General features: G+C 64.8%; 17 protein-coding genes. 7 read left to right on the forward strand and 10 right to left on the reverse strand.

Annotation, left to right across the window (positions count from 1 at the left end; genetic code table 11):
- Nucleotides 1–43 precede the first annotated feature (43 nt).
- The 3 genes from X268_RS13605 to X268_RS13615 all read left to right on the forward strand — a co-directional run bounded on the left by X268_RS13605 (nucleotide 44) and on the right by X268_RS13615 (nucleotide 1,963).
- A complete protein-coding gene (locus tag X268_RS13605) occupies nucleotides 44–715 on the forward strand; it encodes a cell envelope biogenesis protein TolA (protein WP_128925429.1) in 672 nt (223 codons plus the stop codon).
- A gap of 192 nt (nucleotides 716–907) precedes the next feature.
- Nucleotides 908–1,444, forward strand: coding sequence for a helix-turn-helix domain-containing protein (locus X268_RS13610; protein WP_128925430.1), 537 nt, complete (start codon nucleotides 908–910; stop codon nucleotides 1,442–1,444).
- Nucleotides 1,445–1,681: 237 nt separating this feature from the next.
- On the forward strand, nucleotides 1,682–1,963 hold the full coding sequence (locus X268_RS13615; protein WP_128925431.1) for a hypothetical protein: 282 nt from the start codon (nucleotides 1,682–1,684) through the stop codon (nucleotides 1,961–1,963).
- Nucleotides 1,964–2,743: 780 nt separating this feature from the next.
- Here the strand turns inward: X268_RS13615 and X268_RS13625 are convergent.
- Together X268_RS13625 and X268_RS13630 are read right to left on the reverse strand one after the other, a co-directional pair.
- Complete coding sequence (locus X268_RS13625; protein ID WP_128929250.1) at nucleotides 2,744–3,784, reverse strand: hypothetical protein; 1,041 nt, start codon at nucleotides 3,782–3,784, stop codon at nucleotides 2,744–2,746.
- A gap of 181 nt (nucleotides 3,785–3,965) precedes the next feature.
- Nucleotides 3,966–4,748, reverse strand: a complete 783-nt coding sequence (locus X268_RS13630; protein WP_128925433.1) for a class I SAM-dependent methyltransferase — start codon at nucleotides 4,746–4,748, stop codon at nucleotides 3,966–3,968.
- A 109-nt stretch (nucleotides 4,749–4,857) separates the two neighbouring features.
- On the opposite strand from X268_RS13630, the gene X268_RS13635 reads away from it, so the two are divergent.
- Nucleotides 4,858–5,124, forward strand: coding sequence for a DUF2312 domain-containing protein (locus X268_RS13635; protein WP_128925434.1), 267 nt, complete (start codon nucleotides 4,858–4,860; stop codon nucleotides 5,122–5,124).
- A gap of 469 nt (nucleotides 5,125–5,593) precedes the next feature.
- Here the strand turns inward: X268_RS13635 and X268_RS13640 are convergent, their stop codons facing one another.
- Nucleotides 5,594–6,109 (reverse strand): ParB N-terminal domain-containing protein, encoded by a 516-nt coding sequence (locus X268_RS13640; RefSeq protein WP_128925435.1) that lies wholly within the window; start codon nucleotides 6,107–6,109, stop codon nucleotides 5,594–5,596.
- A 166-nt stretch (nucleotides 6,110–6,275) separates the two neighbouring features.
- Between X268_RS13640 and X268_RS13645 the strand changes: the two genes are divergently transcribed.
- Nucleotides 6,276–6,839: a type 1 glutamine amidotransferase domain-containing protein gene (locus X268_RS13645; RefSeq protein WP_128925436.1), complete on the forward strand. Its 564-nt coding sequence runs from the start codon at nucleotides 6,276–6,278 to the stop codon at nucleotides 6,837–6,839.
- Between the two features lie 136 nt (nucleotides 6,840–6,975).
- On the opposite strand, the gene X268_RS13650 is transcribed toward X268_RS13645, so the two are convergent.
- The gene (locus tag X268_RS13650) at nucleotides 6,976–7,392 is read right to left on the reverse strand and encodes a Rossmann-fold NAD(P)-binding domain-containing protein (protein WP_128925437.1); all 417 of its coding nucleotides are present in this window, start codon (nucleotides 7,390–7,392) and stop codon (nucleotides 6,976–6,978) included.
- Between the two features lie 141 nt (nucleotides 7,393–7,533).
- Nucleotides 7,534–11,304, reverse strand: coding sequence for a vitamin B12-dependent ribonucleotide reductase (locus X268_RS13655; RefSeq protein ID WP_128925438.1), 3,771 nt, complete (start codon nucleotides 11,302–11,304; stop codon nucleotides 7,534–7,536).
- 802 nt (nucleotides 11,305–12,106) lie between these two features.
- Here X268_RS13655 and X268_RS13660 point away from each other — a divergent pair.
- Complete coding sequence (locus X268_RS13660) at nucleotides 12,107–13,003, forward strand: DMT family transporter (protein WP_128925439.1); 897 nt, start codon at nucleotides 12,107–12,109, stop codon at nucleotides 13,001–13,003.
- Here X268_RS13660 and X268_RS13665 read toward each other — a convergent pair.
- From X268_RS13665 to X268_RS13675, 3 genes are all read right to left on the reverse strand, one after another.
- Nucleotides 13,000–15,255 (reverse strand): CHASE3 domain-containing protein, encoded by a 2,256-nt coding sequence (locus tag X268_RS13665; protein ID WP_128925440.1) that lies wholly within the window; start codon nucleotides 15,253–15,255, stop codon nucleotides 13,000–13,002. The genes X268_RS13660 and X268_RS13665 overlap by 4 nt on opposite strands.
- A complete protein-coding gene (locus X268_RS13670) occupies nucleotides 15,252–15,668 on the reverse strand; it encodes a response regulator (protein WP_128925441.1) in 417 nt (138 codons plus the stop codon). The genes X268_RS13665 and X268_RS13670 overlap by 4 nt, the downstream gene beginning before the upstream one ends.
- A 241-nt stretch (nucleotides 15,669–15,909) precedes the next feature.
- Nucleotides 15,910–16,536, reverse strand: coding sequence for a BA14K family protein (locus X268_RS13675; RefSeq protein WP_128925442.1), 627 nt, complete (start codon nucleotides 16,534–16,536; stop codon nucleotides 15,910–15,912).
- A 235-nt stretch (nucleotides 16,537–16,771) separates the two neighbouring features.
- Here X268_RS13675 and X268_RS13680 point away from each other — a divergent pair, with 235 nt between their 5' ends.
- Nucleotides 16,772–17,179 carry an NADH:ubiquinone oxidoreductase subunit NDUFA12 gene (locus X268_RS13680; RefSeq protein WP_128925443.1) on the forward strand — a complete coding sequence of 136 codons (408 nt, stop codon included), beginning with the start codon at nucleotides 16,772–16,774 and terminating at the stop codon, nucleotides 17,177–17,179.
- Nucleotides 17,180–17,615: 436 nt separating this feature from the next.
- Here X268_RS13680 and X268_RS13685 read toward each other — a convergent pair whose 3' ends face one another.
- Both X268_RS13685 and X268_RS13690 read right to left on the reverse strand, forming a co-directional pair.
- A complete protein-coding gene (locus tag X268_RS13685; protein ID WP_128925444.1) occupies nucleotides 17,616–18,269 on the reverse strand; it encodes a glutathione S-transferase family protein in 654 nt (217 codons plus the stop codon).
- 190 nt (nucleotides 18,270–18,459) lie between these two features.
- Nucleotides 18,460–19,146 (reverse strand): DJ-1/PfpI family protein, encoded by a 687-nt coding sequence (locus tag X268_RS13690; protein WP_128925445.1) that lies wholly within the window; start codon nucleotides 19,144–19,146, stop codon nucleotides 18,460–18,462.
- Between the last annotated feature and the right edge of the window lie 3 nt (nucleotides 19,147–19,149).

Genomic DNA, 19,149 nt, shown 5'->3' on the forward strand with positions numbered 1-19,149 from the left:
TTGTTACGATCGCTGAGGGACAGCAAGCTTCAATCGGGACGACATGCCGGCAAAACCGCAAAGGAAACTGAAGACCTACCAGACCTCGCTCGGCTTCTTCGATCAGGCGATCGCCGCGCCCTCGATGAAGGCGGCGCTCGAGGCCTGGGGCGCCAGCTCCAACCTGTTCCACCAGGGCGCCGCGAAGGAGACCGACGACCCCGCTATCGTCGCCGCGACCATGGCGAAGCCCGGAGTTGTGCTCAGGCGCCCCGTGGGATCGGACGGGCCGTTCACTGAAAGCGCCGAGCTGCCCACCGATCTCGCCGATGACGACGCAACGCCCAAAGGCAAGAACAAGAGCAAAGCCAAGCCCAAGCCCAAGAGCACGACGCGATCGCCGAAGCGTCCGGCCAAGGCCGCAAAGCCACCATCCGGCAAGACCGACGATCAGGCGGCCCGCAAGGCCGCCGCGGCGTTCGCGAAGGAGGAGCGGCGGCGCGAGGCCGCGCGTGCCAAGGAGGAGGCCGCCCGCGCCAGGGAGCGTGCACGCCGCGACAAGGCGGTCGCCGCCGCCGAGGCTGCGCTGGAGAAGGCGAGGCGGGAGCACGATGCCAGGCTGGAGGAGATCGAAGCGGAGCGGGCTGCGCTGGACGCGCGCGACGAGGCCGAGCAGGAGCGCTGGGACAAGCAGCGGATCAAGCTGCAGGAGGCGCTGCGCCGGGCGCGGGAGTAGGGGAGCGAAAGTGCTTGGCCAATTCGTCTCGCGCGGCGGCGCCGCCGAGCGCGTTGAACAATTCCTTTACCATGGCGGCCGTCGTTCGGTGAAGCGGTGGAAGTTTAGCGGTTCGGCAAAAATGCTGAGGTAGAGACGCTTCAGTCTTTCGGATGCGTCTTTCGACGCCGCCGCAAGCTTACGGGAGCTGTCATGAGCGATCATCGCGCCGCCGTCAGGCACCACACCTTGCGCACCGGCATCGTCGAATTCGACAACGGGGCCGGCAGCACCGTCAGCGTGCCCTGCACGATCCGCGATGTCTCCGCTTCCGGCGCGCGGCTCCAGCTCAACAGCTCGGCCTGGATCGCCGAGGCGTTCACGTTGGTTTTCGCAAGCGGCCTGCGCAAGGCCTGCCGCGTCGCCTGGCGCAAGGAGCGGCTGGTCGGCAGCGCCTTCGCGGACGGCTATGCCAGCGCAGATGAGCAGGCCGCCATGATGACCGCGGACGAGCAGGCCCGGCACCGCCTCGGCATCGGCACGCGCGTCAGGGCCGCCCGCGAGATGCGCGGCTATACCGAAGCCCAGCTCGCCGAGCGCCTCAGCGTCACGCCGGCCTTCATGGCCGCGGCCGAGCGGGGCGAGGCGGACATTCCGCTGTACCAGCTGATGCGGATCGCCGAACTCTTGATGGTCGGCCTCGACGGGCTCGTGGCGGGGCCGGTGCCTGAGGAGATCGACGCGGCGTAGGGCGTCGTAGCGACGGATGAGCGGAGCGACTTGTCGGCCGAAGCCTTGGCGAAGGCCGAAGCAATCCCGTCTGTCTCCGCGGCAACGGTCTGGACTGCTTCGTCGCAAGAGCTCCTCGCAATGACGGCAGAGCGGCAGCGGAGCCAAATTCGTCAGCACTCGTCCCCGCACCTCGCGCGAAATTTGCTTGCCTTGCCTGGCATCCTTTTGCACTCTTTGCGCGAAGGAGATCACCGCATGACCAAATTGACCGCCGCCTGCGCGCTCGGAACCGCCCTGGTGCTGAGCAGCCTTGCAACATCAGGCGCGGAGGCCCGCACGCGCAAAGCCGTCGTCGTTCGCGCCCCGCAGGAGCGGCTCGTCGTCACAGCGCCCGTGCTGCGGCCGACACCGTGGGATTACAATGTCGTTCCGCGCTATCGCTATCGCCCCGAGGACGACAAGGTCGATCCCTACGGCCCGCCGCTGGTGCCGTCCTATGTTCGCTATGAGGGATGGCGCTGGCCGTATTGGTGGTAGCGATCGACCTTCAAGGGGCGACAACCGCGTACCGTGGAGCGGCAGGGTCAATCGCGCTCCGCCTCAAAAAAGTCATGCCGTCATGTGAATTGCCCCACAGACGGCGGCTGTCCTGTCTGTTTATGTGCCGCCAACCGGCTCCTCGTGCGCGCGTTGGCATTGCGCATCCGGCGCCTTCGCATTTCGAAATCCTTGGGTGATCGCTATGGGCGTTTTTCATCGCACCGCCATGCTTTGCAGCTGGTTCATCGAGTCCACCATGAGCGGGTGTACCGAGAGATTTCGCGTGCGCTGAACTGCGCGCACAGAGATTTTCCCGAGGCCCCGCCGGTGACGGACGGGGCTTTTTCATGTTCGCAATCTGCCCACTCCTGCCCGGCGGAGCCTTCGCGAGAAGGAGGCAGGGTCATGTGGGAGTATTTTGGACCCGATTTCGCGTTCGATGTGGTGAAGGGTGTGGTCGCCGGAATGGCCTCTTTGGCATTTCAGGTCGTCGCGCCACGAACCTTTCGTGCCGCAAAGCAGTTTCGCGCGCGCCGGGTTGCGAGGAAGGCGGCGCGCCAAGCTGCGAGACGAGCACAGCGCAACGCGGTGCCGGAGGATGGGCGTTGAGATGCAAGTCGCCCGGACAAAAACTGACGGGGTGGGTTAGCCGCAGGCCTGACCCACCTCTTTTGTTGCGGCGGACAACAAGGAGGTGCCGACCGCGCCCGTGCTGAGGCTGCACTGTCCCGGATTCGCTCCATCCGGGCTACGCTCTGAAGCCCGCTCCTTGCGGGCTCACCAGTCCGGATCGCCGTAATAGGGATCGGCCATATAGGGCGGCATCCAGGGTCCTCGCGGCGGCGGCCTGGGCCGGCGGGGCTCTGCCGCTGGTCCGTGCGGCCGGGCAGGCGCAGCCGCATTGTTGTTCATGACGCTGCGCACGACGGGCTTGGCGGCGGCAGAGGCGGATGACGCCGATGACGCGCTCAGTTGCGTTTGCAGCGCCTGGACCTGGACAGCCAGGCGCGCATTGTCCGCCGCATCCTTCTCCTGCGCCGCCTTGAGCTGTCGAATGGTGTCGGCCTGCTCGCGCAGGGTCTGCTCGTTGCGGCTCTTCAGCTGCTCGAGCTTGTCGTTGATGTTCGCAAGCTCGCTGGTGATGGCCTTGAGCGATTGCGCCAGCTCGGATGACGAGGCCTCAGGCACTGTTGCGCCGGACTTTGCGGCGCTGTCCGCTTCCTTCGGCACTGGCGGCGCGGCCACCGGGCTCGGCTCGCCCGCAGCAGCCAGCAGCACGACCGGCGGCTGCTCCTGGTTTTCCACCGCGGACGCCTGCGCGGGCGGGCTTGCGGCCGGCGGCGCCCATCGCGCCATGATCGACTGGCCGATGGATTGGGCCTCGTCGCGATATTGCGAAGCGACGGCGACCCCGAGCAGGCCGATCGCCAGCACGAGGATGACCAGGGCGCGCATCATGGCCGGATCTGTCTTCAAGCCTCGATCGCGAACTTTGGTAGTCGGAATGTAGGGGCTCGGAAGCTTGGCATCGCGCTTCGGCGCCCGGTCTCCCGGCGCGGCGGTTGCCGTCGGCGCGGCGCTTGGGTGTGAGGCCCGCGGGCTCTCGCTGTCGCGTTCCATTCCGGCAACCAAGCGGTCCAGTCGCGCGAGATCTTGCTCCGCGCTCTTGATCCGGTCGTAGGCCCGCGCCAACCCGCCCTCGGCCCGAGTCTCGTCCGGCTTGGCGGTCTCAGACTTGGGGGCGTCAGGCTTGGGGGCGTCAGGCTTGCTGCTATCAGGTTTGGGGTCGTTCGTGTCAGGCACCGATGCGCTCTCCATCCGGTCGGGCATCAATGGGAGGCAGTCCGATCAAGGACAGGATAGGTCTCGCCGCCATCAGACACAACGCGTGCGCAGAGGTAAAATTATGGCGGGGTCAGCAGCGGGATGCGAGCAAGCGGGTAAGCGCCGAGCGAGCGGTGCGGCACAGCTTCGCTCTGCGAGACCCAGGGCTACATCCTCACCCCGGCTTGCGTCCACTGATGGCATGCGCGCGGGCGCTGCAGGTGATGCGGCCGTCCGCAGCCGTTGGCAGACGGGCCTTCACGCGCTGCATCAGCGCGGTGACATCGGCCGCCGGCATGGCGGCGAGCACCGGCGCGGTGGAGGGGGCCTTCGTCTCCACGTTCCAGAACTCGTCGAAATCGGCAAACGTCCGCTGCACGGTGATCTCGCGGGTCTCGATCTCCAGTAGCCCGGCCGCGGTCCAGAAGCCCTGAAGCGCCGCGAGGGTGGACACTTCCATATGCGGCGGCCGCGTCGGCGACAGCCCCATGGCGCGCATCTCATTGAGGATCGGGTCGAGCGGAAATCCGCCGCCCAGCATGTCCCACATATAGGTGGCGACCAGACCGCCGGGGCGAACGACCCGCGCCAATTCCGCGACGCTTTTCGATGCATCCGGCACGAACACGAGAACCAATGCCATCACCGCGACATCGAAGCTTCCCGCCGGAAAGGGCAGGGCCATGGCATCACCGGTCTGAAATGCGGCGCCGCGCGCGCCGGGACGTGTGCGGGCGAAAGTGAGCTGTCCCTCGGAGGGATCGATGCCCTGCACCTCCGCCGGGGCGCAGCGCGCCGCGATCAGCTCGGTGAAGGCACCGCTGCCGCAGCCGACATCGATCCAGCGCAGTCCTTGTGCCGGCTTCAGCCAGTCGAGAAAGACCTCGCCGACCGAACGGCTCCAGACGCCCATCATCTGCTCATAGGCGGCACCGTCATCGAAGCGAAGCTCGGGCATGCAGCGGCTCCCTCGGCTTTTCCACAAGGCAATGCGGAGGAGACCGAGGTTAACACATTGGTTATTTCTTTGCGGGCATTTTCGCGACCTCAGTCAGCGAGGAGGCACCATGTCCGACATCACCATTCCCGGCGGCAAGATCCGTTCCTTCGTCGAGCGGATCGAGAACCTCGACACGGAAATGCAGGAGTTGAGCGAACAGAAGAAGGAAGTCTTCGCGGAAGCCAAGGGCGAAGGTTTTGACGTGAAGATCCTCAAGGAGATCATCAAGCTGCGCAAGGAAGACAAGAACGAGCGCGACGAGCGCGAAAGTCTGCTCGACCTCTACATGCGCGCGATGGAGACGGCCGCGCCGGAGCAGGCGAAGGCGGCGTGAGACGGTCCGGTTGATTGGTGAGAGAGGCGGCGGCGATCGCTGGGATTGCGGCCGTCAGGTGCTGGCAGCTTCGCGAGGTGGCGCGCCGCAAACCCCGCCATCATTCCCAGGGCAATCGCATATGGTGTGCACGATGTGGCGGCAGTGGCAGTCGGCTCCCTCTCCCGCTTGCGGGGGGGAGGGCTGGGGTGGGGGCTGTCTCCGCATTGGGATTGTTGAAAATTGCGGAAGATGCCCCCGAGTGGCGAAAACCCTCCCCCGCCGCGCTCTGCGAGCGCGTCGGCCTCTCCCGCAAGCGGGAGAGGCGGAGCAAGCCCGCGGTCCCCGCGAAATCCATATGCGATAGCCCTGCCGTCATTCCGGGGCGCGAAGCGCGAGCCCGGAATCCATTGCGCCTCGCGTCGTGCCATCAGATGGATTCCGGGCTCGCGCCCAAGCGGGCGCGCCCCCGGAATGACGGCGTCGGCACTCAATAGCGGCCGCCGCTGCCCTTCTGCTGCGTGATCCAGTCCGACAATGATTTCGGTTTGGCTTTCTCAGTCCGGCCCAGCGATGCCTTCGCATTGTCGCGGCCGCCTTTGGTCGCACGGCTGCGCGGCGCTTGCGTTGCGCCGGCGCCCTTCAAGGCAGCCATCGATGCCTCCGCGGCTTCCTTCTCCAGGCGCAACTGTTTCAACCGCGCCATCTTGATGCGCTCGGCCTCGACTTCGGGCCGTTCGGCGAGCTGCGGCTTGTGTTCAGCAAACTCCGCCGTGACGACGACCCCGAGAATGGTCGTCTCGCCGAGCGCCTTGCAGGCCTCTAACCGATGCAGTCCCTCCACCAGAACGAGGCGGTCTCCATCGCGCCGAACGGAAATCGGGGTCTGTTGTCCGATGTCCAGCATGCTCTCCGCGATCTCCGCGACGGTCTCGGGCTTGAGAGTCTTCTTCTGCTTCGTGGGAACGAAGATCTTCTCGATCGGGAAGCTTTCCGGTTTGGGCATGACTCAACTCCGCTTCTACGGGACGCACCGGAACCTATGCCGACGGGGTTGGGAGTTTAGGAGAGAAGGGCTCGACCGCAAAGGCAATTTCGGCGGCACGGCGTGAGGAACGAAATGCGAAAGCGTTTGATTGACTGGCATCACCACACGCTCAAAGGAGACACGGATGGAACTGTCCGGAAAGAAGATCGCGATTCTCGCCACCAATGGCTTCGAGCAATCGGAACTCGAAGTGCCGCGTGACACACTCAAGGCGGCCGGTGCGACTGTGGAGATCATTTCGCTGAAGCCTGGCGAGATCAAGGGCTGGGACGAGAAGGACTGGGGCCGCCCCGTCAAGGTCGACAAGACCCTCGATCAGGCCACTGCGGCCGACTATGACGCGCTGGTGCTGCCCGGCGGGCAGATCACCCCCGACCTGCTGCGCGTCGAGCCGAAGGCGCTTCAATTCATCAAGAGCGTCTTCGATGCCAAGAAGGTCATCGCCGCGGTCTGCCATGCGCCCTGGCTGCTGGTCGAGACGGGGATCGCGAAGGGCCGCCGCATGACGTCGTACAAATCGATCAAGACCGACGTCGCCAATGCCGGGGCGAAGTGGGAAGATTCGGAGGTCGTCGTCGACCAGGGCCTCATCACCTCGCGCAACCCCGGTGACCTCAAGGCGTTCAGCGCGAAGATCATCGAAGAGCTGAAGGAAGGCCGTCACATGCAGCGCAGCAGCGCCGCTTAGTCGATGTTGCGGTGACGGTGCACTGAGTCGACGCCATCCTGCTGCGGTCGTGGAGGAGGGGTGAGCGAATAATTTAGTGCACTGTCACCGTAATTGAAGAGCTCATCCCATCCTACGGACTAACGTTGCAACCCGATCAGAGCCAATCCTTGATGAAATCGTAGATCCTGTTCGCAAAAATACCGCCGGCAATTCCGATAATTAATGCCAGCACGACACCGTATTGTATTAAGTCGAAATTTTTCCCGTACCTTCTAAGGTGTTGCGCCGAGAAATCGTTGATGTTGATAAAGCTAGCTTTCGTTGCAGTGAACTTTGCGGAAAAGGAGACGAGTTTGGCCTGATTCTGTGAGGCGAGACGTTGGGAGATGATCTGATCGAGATTTAGGAGCCAGTTGAAGTCGATCTCAAATCGCCGATCGAGAAACTGGCGCTCTATGGACCGCGATTGGCCTAGCAGTCCGGAAATAAACTCTCCGAGGACTCGGCTTTCCAAAGGGATCGTAAGGGCTCCAACCGTTTCGGAGGAGTCGTCGTGATGTTCGCTCAGCATCTTCTATGCTCTATCAAAAGTTGTACTTAAGCACGAGCTTCGCGTTTCTTGCAAGTTTTCGGATTTGGATACTGGAAGGGCGGCCTGGTGGCCGCCCTTCATTGATTGCCTTAAATGATTGTCGTCGTGATCACTACCCAATCACGAACACCCAGTCGTGCTTCCGCACGTATCGCACTTCATGCAGGTGCCATTCCGCACCAGCGTGAAGTTGCCGCACTCGCTGCACATCTCGCCCTCGTAGCCTTTTGCTTTCGCTTCGGCGCGGCGCTCGGCCTTGCTGGGGGCTGCGACCGCGGCGCTGCCGGCCTTGCTCCATTGCAGTTGCTCGAGCTTCTCCGTGGGGGAGAGGTCGTGCTGGACGTCCTGCTTCAGGGCGACGGCGCCTTCGAGGGCATCGCCGACACGGGCTGAAGCACCGTGGGAGGCGAGGGCGGTGACCTTGTTGCCGCCGGAGGGCGCGCTGTCGTTGCCCTGCGCGACCGCGGTCGAGCCGCCGCGCATCACGACGAGGTTGTCGGTCCGCGAGCGGGTGAGGCCGCGCGAGACCAGGCGGGTGGCGTGGTGGCCGCCGTCCTCATCCGGCTCCTTGCCTTCCTCGACGCCCTTGCCGAGGGCGTCAAAGCCGGTCTCGTTGGGGTCGACATGGGCGAGGTCGAAGCGCGACATGTAGCTCACCGCGAGCTCGCGGAAGACGTAGTCGAGGATCGAGGTCGCGTACTTGATGCTGTCGTTGCCCTGCACGGGGCCCGCCGGCTCGAAGCGGGTGAAGGTGAAGGCATCGACATATTCGTCGAGCGGCACGCCGTATTGCAGGCCCAGCGACACCGCGATGGCGAAGTTGTTGATGAAGGAGCGCAGCGCCGCGCCTTCCTTGTGCATGTCGATGAAGATCTCGCCGAGACGGCCGTCGTCATACTCGCCGGTCCGCAAGTAGACCTTGTGGCCGCCGACGACCGCCTTCTGGGTGTAGCCCTTGCGGCGATCCGGCATCTTCTCGCGCTCGCGCATCACGATGATGCGCTCGACCAGCTTCTCGACCACCTTCTCGGCCACCTGGGTGGTCCGCGCCGCCATCGGCTTCTCGTGCAGCATCTCGACCGCATCGTCCTCGTCCTCATCATCGCTGATGAGCTGCGAGTTCAGCGGCTGGCTGAGCTTGGAGCCGTCGCGATAGAGCGCGTTGGCCTTCAGCGCGAGCTTCCACGACAGCATGTAGGCGGACTTGCAGTCCTCCACCGTGGCGTCGTTCGGCATGTTGATGGTCTTGGAGATCGCACCCGAGATGAAGGGCTGCGCCGCTGCCATCATGCGGATGTGGCTCTCGACCGACAGGTAGCGCTTGCCGATCTTGCCGCAGGGATTGGCGCAGTCGAACACCGGATAGTGCTCGGCCTTGAGGTGCGGGGCACCTTCCACCGTCATGGCGCCGCAGATGTGGACGTTGGCGGCCTCGATCTCGCGCTTGGTGAAGCCGACGGCCTGGAGCAGATCGAAGCCGGGGGCGGCGATCGCCTCGGCACCGATGCCGAGCTGGTCGCGGATGAAGTCTTCGCCGAAGGTCCATTTGTTGAAGGCGAACTTGATGTCGAAGGCGGTCGGCAGGGCCTTCTCGACCTTGGCGATGGCCTCGTCCGTGAAGCCCTTGGCCTTCAGCGTGGTGACGTTGATGCCGGGGGCGTTGGCCAGCGAGCCATGGCCGACGGCATAGGCTTCGATCTCGGCGATCTCGCTCTCGCGATAGCCGAGCGCGCGCAGCGCGGCGGGCACCGCACGGTTGATGATCTTGAAGTAGCCGCCGCCGGCGAGCTTCTTGAACTTGACGAGGGCGAAGTCGGGCTCGATGCCTGTCGTGTCGCAGTCCATCACGAGGCCGATCGTGCCGGTCGGCGCGATCACCGTGGTCTGGGCGTTGCGATAGCCGTGCTGCTCGCCGAGCGCGAGCGCCGCATCCCAGGCCGCCTTGGCATGGGTGATGAGGTCAGCCTGCGGGCACGAGGCATGGTCGAGCGGCACCGGGTTGACGCTGAGCGCCTCATAGCCGGAGGCCTCGCCATGGGCGGCGCGGCGGTGGTTGCGGATCACGCGCAGCATGTGCGCCGCGTTCTTCTTGTAGCCGGGGAAGGTGCCGAGCTCGGCCGCCATCTCGGCCGAGGTCTTGTAGGTGATGCCGGTCATCACGGCGGTCAGCGCGCCGCAGAGCGCACGGCCTTCCTTGGAGTCATAAGAGAGACCCATGGTCATCAAGAGGCCGCCGATATTGGCGTAGCCGAGGCCGAGCGTGCGGAACTCGTAGGAGAGCTCGGCGATCGCCTTCGACGGGAATTGCGCCATCATCACTGAGATTTCGAGCACGATGGTCCAGAGCTGGCAGAGGTGCTCGTATCCCCTGACGTCGAACTGCTTGGTCTCGGTGTTGTAGAAGGTCAGCAGGTTCGCGGAGGCGAGGTTGCACGCCGTGTCGTCCAGGAACATGTATTCCGAGCACGGATTGGACGCGCGGATGTCGCCGGACGCCTTGCAGGTGTGCCAGTCGTTCATCGTGGTGTTGAAGTGCAGGCCCGGGTCGGCTGAGGCCCAGGCGGCGTAGCCGATCTTCTCCCAGAGGTCGCGCGCCTTCAGCGTCTTGGTCACCTTCTTGGAGGTGCGGGCGTTCAGATTCCAGTCGCCGTCGGTCTCGACCGCGCGCAGGAAGTCGTCCTTCAGCGAGACCGAGTTGTTGGAGTTCTGGCCGGAGACCGTGAGATAGGCTTCGCTGTCCCAGTCGGTGTCGTAGGTGTCGAACTGGATGTCCTTGTAGCCCTGCTTGGCGAACTGGATGACGCGCTTGATGTAATTGTCGGGCACGAGGCTGCGGCGCGCGAGCTTGATCTCGCGGCGCAGGGCAGGGTTCTTCTCGGGGTCGAAGCAATCATCGCCCGAGCCTTCGCAATTGACGCAGGCCTTCAGCACCGCCTTGAGGTGCTTCTGGTTGATCTTCGATCCCGTGACGAGGGCGGCGACCTTCTGCTCCTCCTTCACCTTCCAGTCGATATAGGTCTCGATGTCGGGGTGATCGACGTCGACGACGACCATCTTGGCGGCGCGGCGGGTGGTGCCGCCCGACTTGATCGCGCCGGCGGCGCGGTCGCCGATCTTGAGGAAGCTCATCAGGCCGGACGAGCGGCCGCCGCCGGAGAGCTTTTCGCCCTCGCCGCGCAGGCGCGAGAAGTTGGAGCCGGTGCCGGAGCCGTATTTGAACAGGCGCGCCTCGCGGACCCAGAGGTCCATGATGCCGCCCTCGTTGACGAGGTCGTCACCAACGCCCTGGATGAAGCAGGCGTGCGGCTGCGGATGCTCGTAGGCCGACTTGGACTTGGTCAGCTTGCCGGTGAAGGGGTCGACGTAATAATGGCCCTGGCCGGGGCCGTCGATGCCATAGGCCCAGTGCAGGCCGGTGTTGAACCATTGCGGCGAGTTCGGCGCGACCATCTGCATGGCGAGCATGTAGCGGAGCTCGTCGTAGAAGGCCTGGGCGTCTTCGTCGCTGGAGAAATAGCCGCCCTTCCAGCCCCAATAGGTCCAGCAGCCGGCGAGGCGGTCGAACACCTGTTTTGCGCTGAGCTCGCTGACATAGCGCTCCTTCTCAGGCAGCTGGCTAAGGGCTTCGGTGTCGGGCACGGAGCGCCACAGGAAGGAGGGGACGGATTCCTCCTCGACCTTCTTCAGGCGCGCGGCGACGCCGGCTTTGCGGAAATACTTCTGGGCCAGCACGTCGGAGGCGACCTGCGACCACTCCGTGGGCACCTCGACATTGTCCAGCTTGAACACGACCGAGCCGTCGGGATTCCTGATCTCCGACGTGGTCAGCCGGAAGTCGATCCCGGCGTAAGGTGATTGTCCCGAAGTGGTGTGGCGCCGCTCAATCCGCATGGTCTTGCCCCGTCCTTATCTTTGACCGGTCCCGCCCCTCGTTGAGGGCGTGCCGGGTCGACATTTCGTTTCGCGGCGCCCCTTGGCCATCGGCCGGAAGGCACCGCCGTTCAGCCGGTGGACCCGGCCCTTGTTCTCCCGACGCGACGGCTCGGTGCACGCACCGGATCATCCGCCGGCATGTCCACACCCATCCGCCCCCAAGGGGATGGGCCCGACATGCGTTCAACGCCCCACAACGTCACTACTTCTCTCACCTCACGCAGGTGTCACTTCGCACCACCGTGAAGCCTGCCTTCCGAGCCTGTTGCCGGCCCGTTCTGGCGCCCGAAAAGTCCGCCTATCGCGGGCAGACAAGCCCTCATCCGCTGCCTTTGGCTGGCTTGGCGGAGTGCCGATTTGCGAGACCCTTTGGGGGAGTGCCGGCGGGACGCAAACTCACTCGCGCCGAACGGACCGAAAGCTAGGACTCTCCGTTGCGCCCGTCAAGAACTAGTGCGAGTTCCTGAATCAAATACTAAATATGGTGGATTGCGGGGGATAACAGGGGGCAAGCCCGCGCCTGTTGTGGAGGCAAGTATCAGTGAGTCCTCAGGGATTCCCAACTGAAAAAATTTGCATCCGATGATGCTGCAGGTGCTTCATCCCGCTGTTCACAGGGCAGGTATATTTTTGGGGCAAGGGATTGCGTCAGCAGGACTCACGTAGCCCTACGGAAGCTGAGGGCAGGCATGCCCGCCGAGGTGGTGGTGAGAGGGACGAATCCGCGCCAAGCTGACCTCGATTTTGCCGGGCTACCCACATGCTTGATTCGACTCGCCGGGATGCGCGACCGCGCATCGCCCCGGCCGGCCTGATGTTCCTCGCGATCACCTCGATCGGCTGGGGGTTTAATTGGCCGGTGACGAAATTCCTGCTCGCGGAGCTGCCGCCGCTGACCTTGCGCGGGGTCACCGGCGTACTCGGGGCCGTGCTGCTGGCGGCGCTGGCGGTGTTCCGCCGGCAAAGCCTGAAGGTCGAGCCCGGGATCTGGCCGCGGCTTATCACCGCCGCCATGCTCAACGTCACCGGCTGGATGGTGCTGATGGGCTTGGCGCTGCTCTGGCTGCCGGCGAGCGAGGCGGCGCTGATCGCCTACACCATGCCGGTCTGGGCCTCGATCATCGCCTGGCCGGTGCTGGGCGAGCGGCCAACCGTGCTGCGCACGCTGGGGCTGGTGATGGCCTTTGCCGGCCTTGGCTCGATCATGGGCGGCAACGGCATTGCCGCCAGCGCCGAGAAGCTGCCGGGAATCATCATGGCGCTCGCGGGCGCGCTCGGCTTTGCCGTCGGCACGGTGTTCTCGAAGAAGTACCCGATCCATCTGCCGCCGATCACGGCCGCAGCCTGGCAGATCGGCATCGGCTGCCTGCCGATCTCGATCATCGGCCTCCTGGTCGAGACCTCGCACTTAGACAAGGTGACGCCGGTCGGCTGGTGGCTGCTGGTCTATTCGACCGTGGTGCAGTTCTGCATCGCCTATGTCAGCTGGTTCGCAGCGCTCGCGCGGCTGCCGGCCTCGGTCGCCGCGATCGGCACCATGGCCGTGCCCGTGATCGGCGTCGTCGCCTCCGCGATCGCGCTTGGCGAGCCGCTCGGGGCCGGGCAGATCGCCGGCCTGATCTTCACGCTGGCTGCGGTGGTGCTGGCGACGCGCTAGCTCGCCGCCACCCCATCCTCCAGCGCCTTCCGGATCATCTCGGCAAGCTGGTTGCGCCGATAGGGCTTGGTCAGCAGCAGCACGCCGTCATCGAGCTTGCCGTGGTGGACGATGGCGTTGTCGGTGTAGCCGGAGGTGTAGAGCACTTTCAGGCCGGGCCGGCGTTTGGCGACCTCGTCGGCGAGGTCGCGCCCGCTCATGCCGCCGGGAATGACGACGTCGGTGAACAGCAGGTCGAACGGCTGGCCGGCGTCGATCAATTCCAGCGCGGCCTTGCCGTCGGGCGCGGCCACGGTCTTGTAGCCGAGGCTCTGCAGCTGCGCGGTGACGAAGTTGCGCACCAGGGCGTCGTCCTCGACGACGAAAATGGTCTCGGCGCCGCCCTCGGCCTGCGGGGTGGCGACGGCAGTGGCGTCCGTCATGCCTTCGCCGGGCGGCAGATACAGCTTGATGGTGGTGCCGTGGCCTTCCTCGCTGTAGATCTTGATGTGGCCGCCGGACTGCTTGACGAAGCCGTAGACCATGGAGAGGCCGAGGCCGCTTCCCTTGCCGACCTCCTTGGTGGTGAAGAAGGGCTCGAACGCCTTGAGCTGAATGTCGGGCGACATGCCGGTGCCGGTGTCGCTGACGGCGAGCATTACGTAGGCGCCGGCCACCACGTCGGCATTGGCCTGCGCGTAGGCTTCATCGAGCACGACGCGGCGGGTCTCGAGCAGCAGCTTGCCGCCGTTCGGCATGGCGTCACGCGCGTTGATCGCCATGTTGAGCACGGCATTGGTGAGCCGGGACGGATCGATATGGGCAGTCATCGGCCCCTGTTCCAGCACGGTCTCGACCTGGATCTGCTCGCCGAGGGTGGGGCGCAACAGCTTTGCGATGTCCGCGATGGCGCCGTTGATCTCCACGTTGCGCGGCTGCAGCGGCTGCCGCCGGGCAAACGCGAGCAGATGCTGGATCAACTCGGCGCAGCGTTCGGCGGCATCGTCGATCAGCCGCGCCACGCGCTGCAGCTCCGGCTGCTGCTTCAGGCTCTCCACCAGCGTCTCGGTGTTGCCGGAGATCACGGTCAGCATGTTGTTGAAGTCGTGCGCGACGCCGCCGGTCAGCTTGCCGATCGCGTCCAGCTTCTGCGACTGGTACAGCTGCCGCTCGGTCTCGCGCGAGGTGGTCGCGTCGTGATAGACCAGCACCGCGCCGGAAATGTTGCCTTGCCCGTCCAGCATCGGCCGACCGCTGATCATGAGATGCCGTGGAGGATTGCCGCTGTGGGGGCGGACGATCATCTCCAGATCCTCGAACTGCTCGCCGCGCAGCACGCGCACTGAGGGCAGCTCGTCGGCCTTGAGCGGCGTGAGACCGTCGCCGTGAAACACATCCGAGAGCGCGCGTAGATTGCCAAGGTTCATGCCGGCGCGATGCAGTAGCATGCGCTCGGCGGCCGGATTGGACAGCAGGACATTGCCTTCGGCGTCGATGACCAGCACCGCCTCCGCCATGCTGTGGAACGTGCTCTGCAACACGTTGACCGACAGGCGCAGCTCGTCATGCGCGTCCACCAGATGCTGCGTGCGCTCCGCCACCGCCTCCGCAAGCGCATCCTTGGCGGCCGTGGTCTCCATCAGCGTGCTCTTGAGCGCAACCTCGGTGCGCCGGCTTTCGCGCATCACCATCACGACGAGCAGCAGGATCACCAGCGCGCCCGCGACATCGATGCCGAGCAGTACGATGCCGGTGCGGCGGGAATCTTGCGAGCGCACGCTGAGCAGGCGCTCCTCGTCCGCGCTCAACCGGTCGAGATTACTCATCACCGTGTCCATGAGGCCGCGGCCCTCGGCCCTGCCGTTGAGCGCGGCAATGCCGGCCTGGTCGTTGGCGGCGCGCAGGCGCATCGCTTCAGCGGCGATCTCGACCCGGCGCAGCGCCAGCGGTTCGGTGCCCTCCAGCAGCGCGACCTGATCGGGATTGTCGCGCACGCCTCGCTTGAGCTCGGCGAGGGCCGGCGCGATCTGGGCATGGACCGCCTGGAACTCGGCGCTGAAGCCCGGGCTGCGGTAGAGCTCGTAGCCGCGCGCGGCGCTCTCGGCGCGTCGCAACAACACGCGCAGATCGGAGATCTTCCTCTGCATCTCGATGGTATGATTGACCCACGCGGCATCGGACCGCGACTTGACGTCGAGGGCGATCGAGGCCGCGGTGATGATCAGGAGGATGGCAAGTCCAGCACCGAGAATGACGCGCTGCGTTGGAATCAAGGGGCTTCTTTCTTGTCCTTCAGCTGTGCGCTCTCGCTTGTGAGACATTCCCGGATGTTGGTCAGCAAGGCTTCCGGCGTGAACGGCTTGCGCAGGCAGCGCGTTGCGCCAAGCTCCAGCGCCATGCGCAGGAAATCGGGAGAGGGCGAGGCGGACGACGCGAAGGCGTAGCCGGACATCGCGATCAAAGGGGTCGCCGGCGCTCTCTCGTGGAAGATGCGGATGGACTCGAAGCCGCGCATATGCGGCATGAAGATGTCAACCAGCATCACGTCAAAGGCCTGCGCTTCGAGCGCAGCCAGTCCTGTTTCGCCACCGTCGGTCAGCGTGACGTCGAAGCCCTGACGTTGCAGGAGGACCTCGATGGTCGCGCCGACCATCGGATCGTCATCAACCACGAGAATACGCGGCATGACACTTCCCAGCAGATCGAAGTCCCCACTGCGATTGGTGATATCCGCGAATCGTGTGTCCGGTCAATTTTGGATTGGATCAGGGTAGATATGCACGGTGCGGTGAATACAGGTCCATTTAATTCGACATGTATGCATTTTACCCACACGAGCAAAGAGCGGCCACCTCGCTGAGAGGCGAGATGCGCGAAAAAAGGCGTCGCAGGACTGCGACGCCTTTCGTCAACCGCGAGCGGATAGCTTACGGGCAGGGATGCCGCTGGCCGTCATAACCGAGATAGGTGCCCGAAGCCGGGTCATACGATCTGTAGCGCTGCGCGCAATAGGCTGCAGAGTCGCCGCCGCTGTCGGGGACCACCGCCACTGACGGCTCGTCATAGTAGCTGTCGCCATAGTAGTAGGGGTCATCGTAATAGCCGCCGCCGTAATAGGCGTACGAGCCGATGCCGCCGATCGCCGCTCCCGCCGCGAAGCCGGGCCAGAAGCCGCCGCGATGATGATGCCAGTGGCGACCGCTCCAATTGCTTCCGCCTTGCCAGTTGCCCGCCGTTGCAACGCTGCGGTCACCGCTGACCGATGGTGCGAAGGCCGTACGGGGCGACGGGCTGGCTACGAAATTGCCGCCGCTCGGCCGCGCCGCTGGGCCCGCCGCAAAATTGCCGCCGCCGCCCTGGATCGCGGGACCGCCGCCCATCCGTGCTCCGCCACCGAAGCCGCCGCCGCCACCGCCGATGTGAGCGCCGCCGCCGCCGCCGACCTGGGGGGCGCCGCTCACGCGGGCGCTGGGCCCTTGCGCGAAGCTCGGTGAGGTCATGGGCACAACAAGCGCCAGCGCTGCGGCGGCACTCAAAACTCTCAGACTGTTCATGGTTTTAAACTCCTTTCCCGGAAGTCAAACCTCAAGAATGGGCTGGAGTTCCTGGGATCACGCCGGTTTGCGTGTGAATGGAAGCCTCTCGCACGTCTGCTGTACCCGGCATGAACGGATCACGTCCGATTTGCGGCAGCGGTGCGCATTCGGGGAGGGCATGTCGCCGCCCGCCGAACTGGACATTTCGCCGCCCGGATGGCATCAGGGCCCGACGAAGCAGGGCCCTTGCCGCATGAAACAGTTCTTCCTCAAGTTCTTCACCTGGTGGAATGGCCAGACCTTTGGCACCCAACTCTGGACCAAGCGGTACGGTGAGCTGGTCGGCCAGGACGAGCAGGGCAATCTCTACTATCGCACCCGCGGCGGAGCGGTCGATCCGACCCTCGGCTTCGAGCGGCGTTGGGTGGTCTATAACGGCTACGCCGAGGCGAGCCGGATCCCGCCGTCCTGGCACGGCTGGATTCACCACGTCGTCGATCTGCCGCCGACCGAGGCCAACTATCAGCCGCGCGAGTGGGAAAAGCCGCACCAGCCGAATCTCACCGGCACGGCAAAGGCCTATCGCCCCTCGGGATCGACCCTCGCCAGCGGCAAGCGTCCGAAGGCGACCGGCGACTATCAGCCCTGGACGCCTGGCTAGCCCGTTCGGCCCCACCAATCGTCATCGTCCGATTGGATGCATCCGCATCCGCCTCCAAACCGCTGTGGACAACGGGAACAGCGGGGACGGCGTCTGCGCGGGCATTGCGGCCTCGCGAGCGATGCGGCTCAATGATCCCATCTTACGGAGATGGGAAACCATCGCGTTCGGTTCGGGCAACAGTTCGCGACTGTCCCGAGATGCAGCGGCTGCCGAGAAAGGACTCGATCGGGAGATAGGCCCCCGGTCTGGAAGCTCCGAAATCGCCCGATGGAATGTGCAGCCGTCGTAAGACAGGAAAGGCCGCTCGGGAAACCGAGCGGCCTTTTTCTCTTGAGGACGTGAGGTCTCGTGCCCCGGATGCCGGACAGCACGACGTGACACCGAGCAGCGTGTCCGGGACGCGCAAGTGACGAATGGTCAGCGCTTCCACTTCTCAGAGATACAGATGAAGCGGCGGCGAGTTGCCGACCGGCATCATCTCATAGGGCGGCTTCCAGCCCGGCAGCTCCGCGACGCGCCGGCGCCAGGCATCGATCGCAGGGAAAGCCGTCGAAAGATCGAAGCCCGTCTCCTCAGTTGGATAGTACAAATAACCGAGAAGCGAGAAATCGACGATTGTCGGCCGGTCGCCCAGCACGAAGCGTCGGTCGGAGAGGTGTTTGTCCACGATGGCGAAGGCGCTTTCGGTCCGCGCGCGCAAATAGGCGAGCACCGCCGGATGAACGGGCTCCGGCATGAAGCAGCGCTGAAACCGGTGCTGCGCAAAGTTTGACGTGAATTTGTGATTGTCGAACAGCAGCCAGCGCATCGCCTCGAAGGCCTCTTCGCGCGTCGGAGCAAACACGCCGTGAGTTCCGGCGAGCCACATCAGAATCGCGCCCGACTGGCTCATATGCCGGCCTTCGGCCTCGAGGACGGGGACTTCGCCCATGATGTTGGCTGCGGCCCGCCAGTGAGGGTTGCGCGTCTCCCCGCTGGCGAAGTCGACGCCGACGGGCTCCCAGTCGAGCCCGGCGCAGTTGAGGAAGAGTGCGACCTTGAACGAATTGCCCGAAGCTCCGACACAGTGCAGGCGGTATCGCGCCATGATCAGGTCCTCCCGTGCGCGCGCGACCTGAAAGCGGGAGCGTCGCGCGATGCGGATTGTCGCGACAGGCTCCTGACAGCGTCATGTCAGCAGTGCGGCCATGGCGAGTTGATGCAGCTGTGCGACAAATGCCCGGACGCAGCGCTTCCTTGGCGATGCGAAGCGCGTCCGGGACGCGAGAGTGTCGGGACTACTTCACCCTTTCAGCGGCGCGCTTCACGGCCTCGAGCCGTCGCGCCTGGTTCTGCGCGCCACGCTCCCTCAACAGGGCCATCACTTCGGCCGGGGCGGTGTCAGGCGAGCCGGAGTTGAAGGGTGGGGCGGGGTTGTATTCCATCTGGAGCTGGATCGCTTCCGCCGTGGTGCGGTCGCGCAGGATCGACACCAGCGTCAGCGCGAAGTCGATGCCTGCGGTGACGCCGCCGCCGGTGATGCGGTTGCGGTCGACGCAGACGCGCGTCTTGGTCGGGGTCGCACCGAACTGGGTGAGCATCTCCATCGCGCTCCAATGCGTGGCGGCGCGGTAGCCTTTCAAGAGGCCGGCGGCGCCGAGCGCCAGCGATCCCGTGCAAACGGAGGTGACGTACTTCGCGCCTTCGGCCTGCTTGCTCAGGAAATCCAGCACGTCCTGGTCGTTGAGCAGATCGTTGGTGCCGCCGCCGCCGGGCACGCAGATCACGTCGAGCTGCGGGCAGTCCGCGAATGTCGTGGTCGGCGTCAACGTCATCACGGAGTCGCTCGGCACCGGTTCGATCCGCTTCCAAATCAGGTGCAGTTTTGCGTCGGGAAGCATGGCGAACACCTGCAAGGGCCCGGTGAAGTCGAGCTGGGTGACGCGCGGAAATACCAAGAGACCGATCTGGAGCGGTGCCGACATGAG

Origin of the sequence: Bradyrhizobium guangxiense (assembly GCF_004114915.1) — a bacterium.
Classification (GTDB): domain Bacteria; phylum Pseudomonadota; class Alphaproteobacteria; order Rhizobiales; family Xanthobacteraceae; genus Bradyrhizobium; species Bradyrhizobium guangxiense.

What these genes read in the sequence shown, in the direction of transcription:
- X268_RS13605 (WP_128925429.1), top strand. Translation starts at nt 44, where the DNA reads ATGCCGGCAAAACCGCAAAGGAAACTGAAGACCTACCAGACCTCGCTC.
- X268_RS13610 (WP_128925430.1), top strand. Translation starts at nt 908, where the DNA reads ATGAGCGATCATCGCGCCGCCGTCAGGCACCACACCTTGCGCACCGGC.
- X268_RS13615 (WP_128925431.1), top strand. Translation starts at nt 1,682, where the DNA reads ATGACCAAATTGACCGCCGCCTGCGCGCTCGGAACCGCCCTGGTGCTG.
- X268_RS13625 (WP_128929250.1), bottom strand. Translation starts at nt 3,784, where the DNA reads ATGGAGAGCGCATCGGTGCCTGACACGAACGACCCCAAACCTGATAGC.
- X268_RS13630 (WP_128925433.1), bottom strand. Translation starts at nt 4,748, where the DNA reads ATGCCCGAGCTTCGCTTCGATGACGGTGCCGCCTATGAGCAGATGATG.
- X268_RS13635 (WP_128925434.1), top strand. Translation starts at nt 4,858, where the DNA reads ATGTCCGACATCACCATTCCCGGCGGCAAGATCCGTTCCTTCGTCGAG.
- X268_RS13640 (WP_128925435.1), bottom strand. Translation starts at nt 6,109, where the DNA reads ATGCCCAAACCGGAAAGCTTCCCGATCGAGAAGATCTTCGTTCCCACG.
- X268_RS13645 (WP_128925436.1), top strand. Translation starts at nt 6,276, where the DNA reads ATGGAACTGTCCGGAAAGAAGATCGCGATTCTCGCCACCAATGGCTTC.
- X268_RS13650 (WP_128925437.1), bottom strand. Translation starts at nt 7,392, where the DNA reads ATGCTGAGCGAACATCACGACGACTCCTCCGAAACGGTTGGAGCCCTT.
- X268_RS13655 (WP_128925438.1), bottom strand. Translation starts at nt 11,304, where the DNA reads ATGCGGATTGAGCGGCGCCACACCACTTCGGGACAATCACCTTACGCC.
- X268_RS13660 (WP_128925439.1), top strand. Translation starts at nt 12,107, where the DNA reads ATGCTTGATTCGACTCGCCGGGATGCGCGACCGCGCATCGCCCCGGCC.
- X268_RS13670 (WP_128925441.1), bottom strand. Translation starts at nt 15,668, where the DNA reads ATGCCGCGTATTCTCGTGGTTGATGACGATCCGATGGTCGGCGCGACC.
- X268_RS13675 (WP_128925442.1), bottom strand. Translation starts at nt 16,536, where the DNA reads ATGAACAGTCTGAGAGTTTTGAGTGCCGCCGCAGCGCTGGCGCTTGTT.
- X268_RS13680 (WP_128925443.1), top strand. Translation starts at nt 16,772, where the DNA reads ATGAAACAGTTCTTCCTCAAGTTCTTCACCTGGTGGAATGGCCAGACC.
- X268_RS13685 (WP_128925444.1), bottom strand. Translation starts at nt 18,269, where the DNA reads ATGGCGCGATACCGCCTGCACTGTGTCGGAGCTTCGGGCAATTCGTTC.
- X268_RS13690 (WP_128925445.1), bottom strand. Translation starts at nt 19,146, where the DNA reads ATGTCGGCACCGCTCCAGATCGGTCTCTTGGTATTTCCGCGCGTCACC.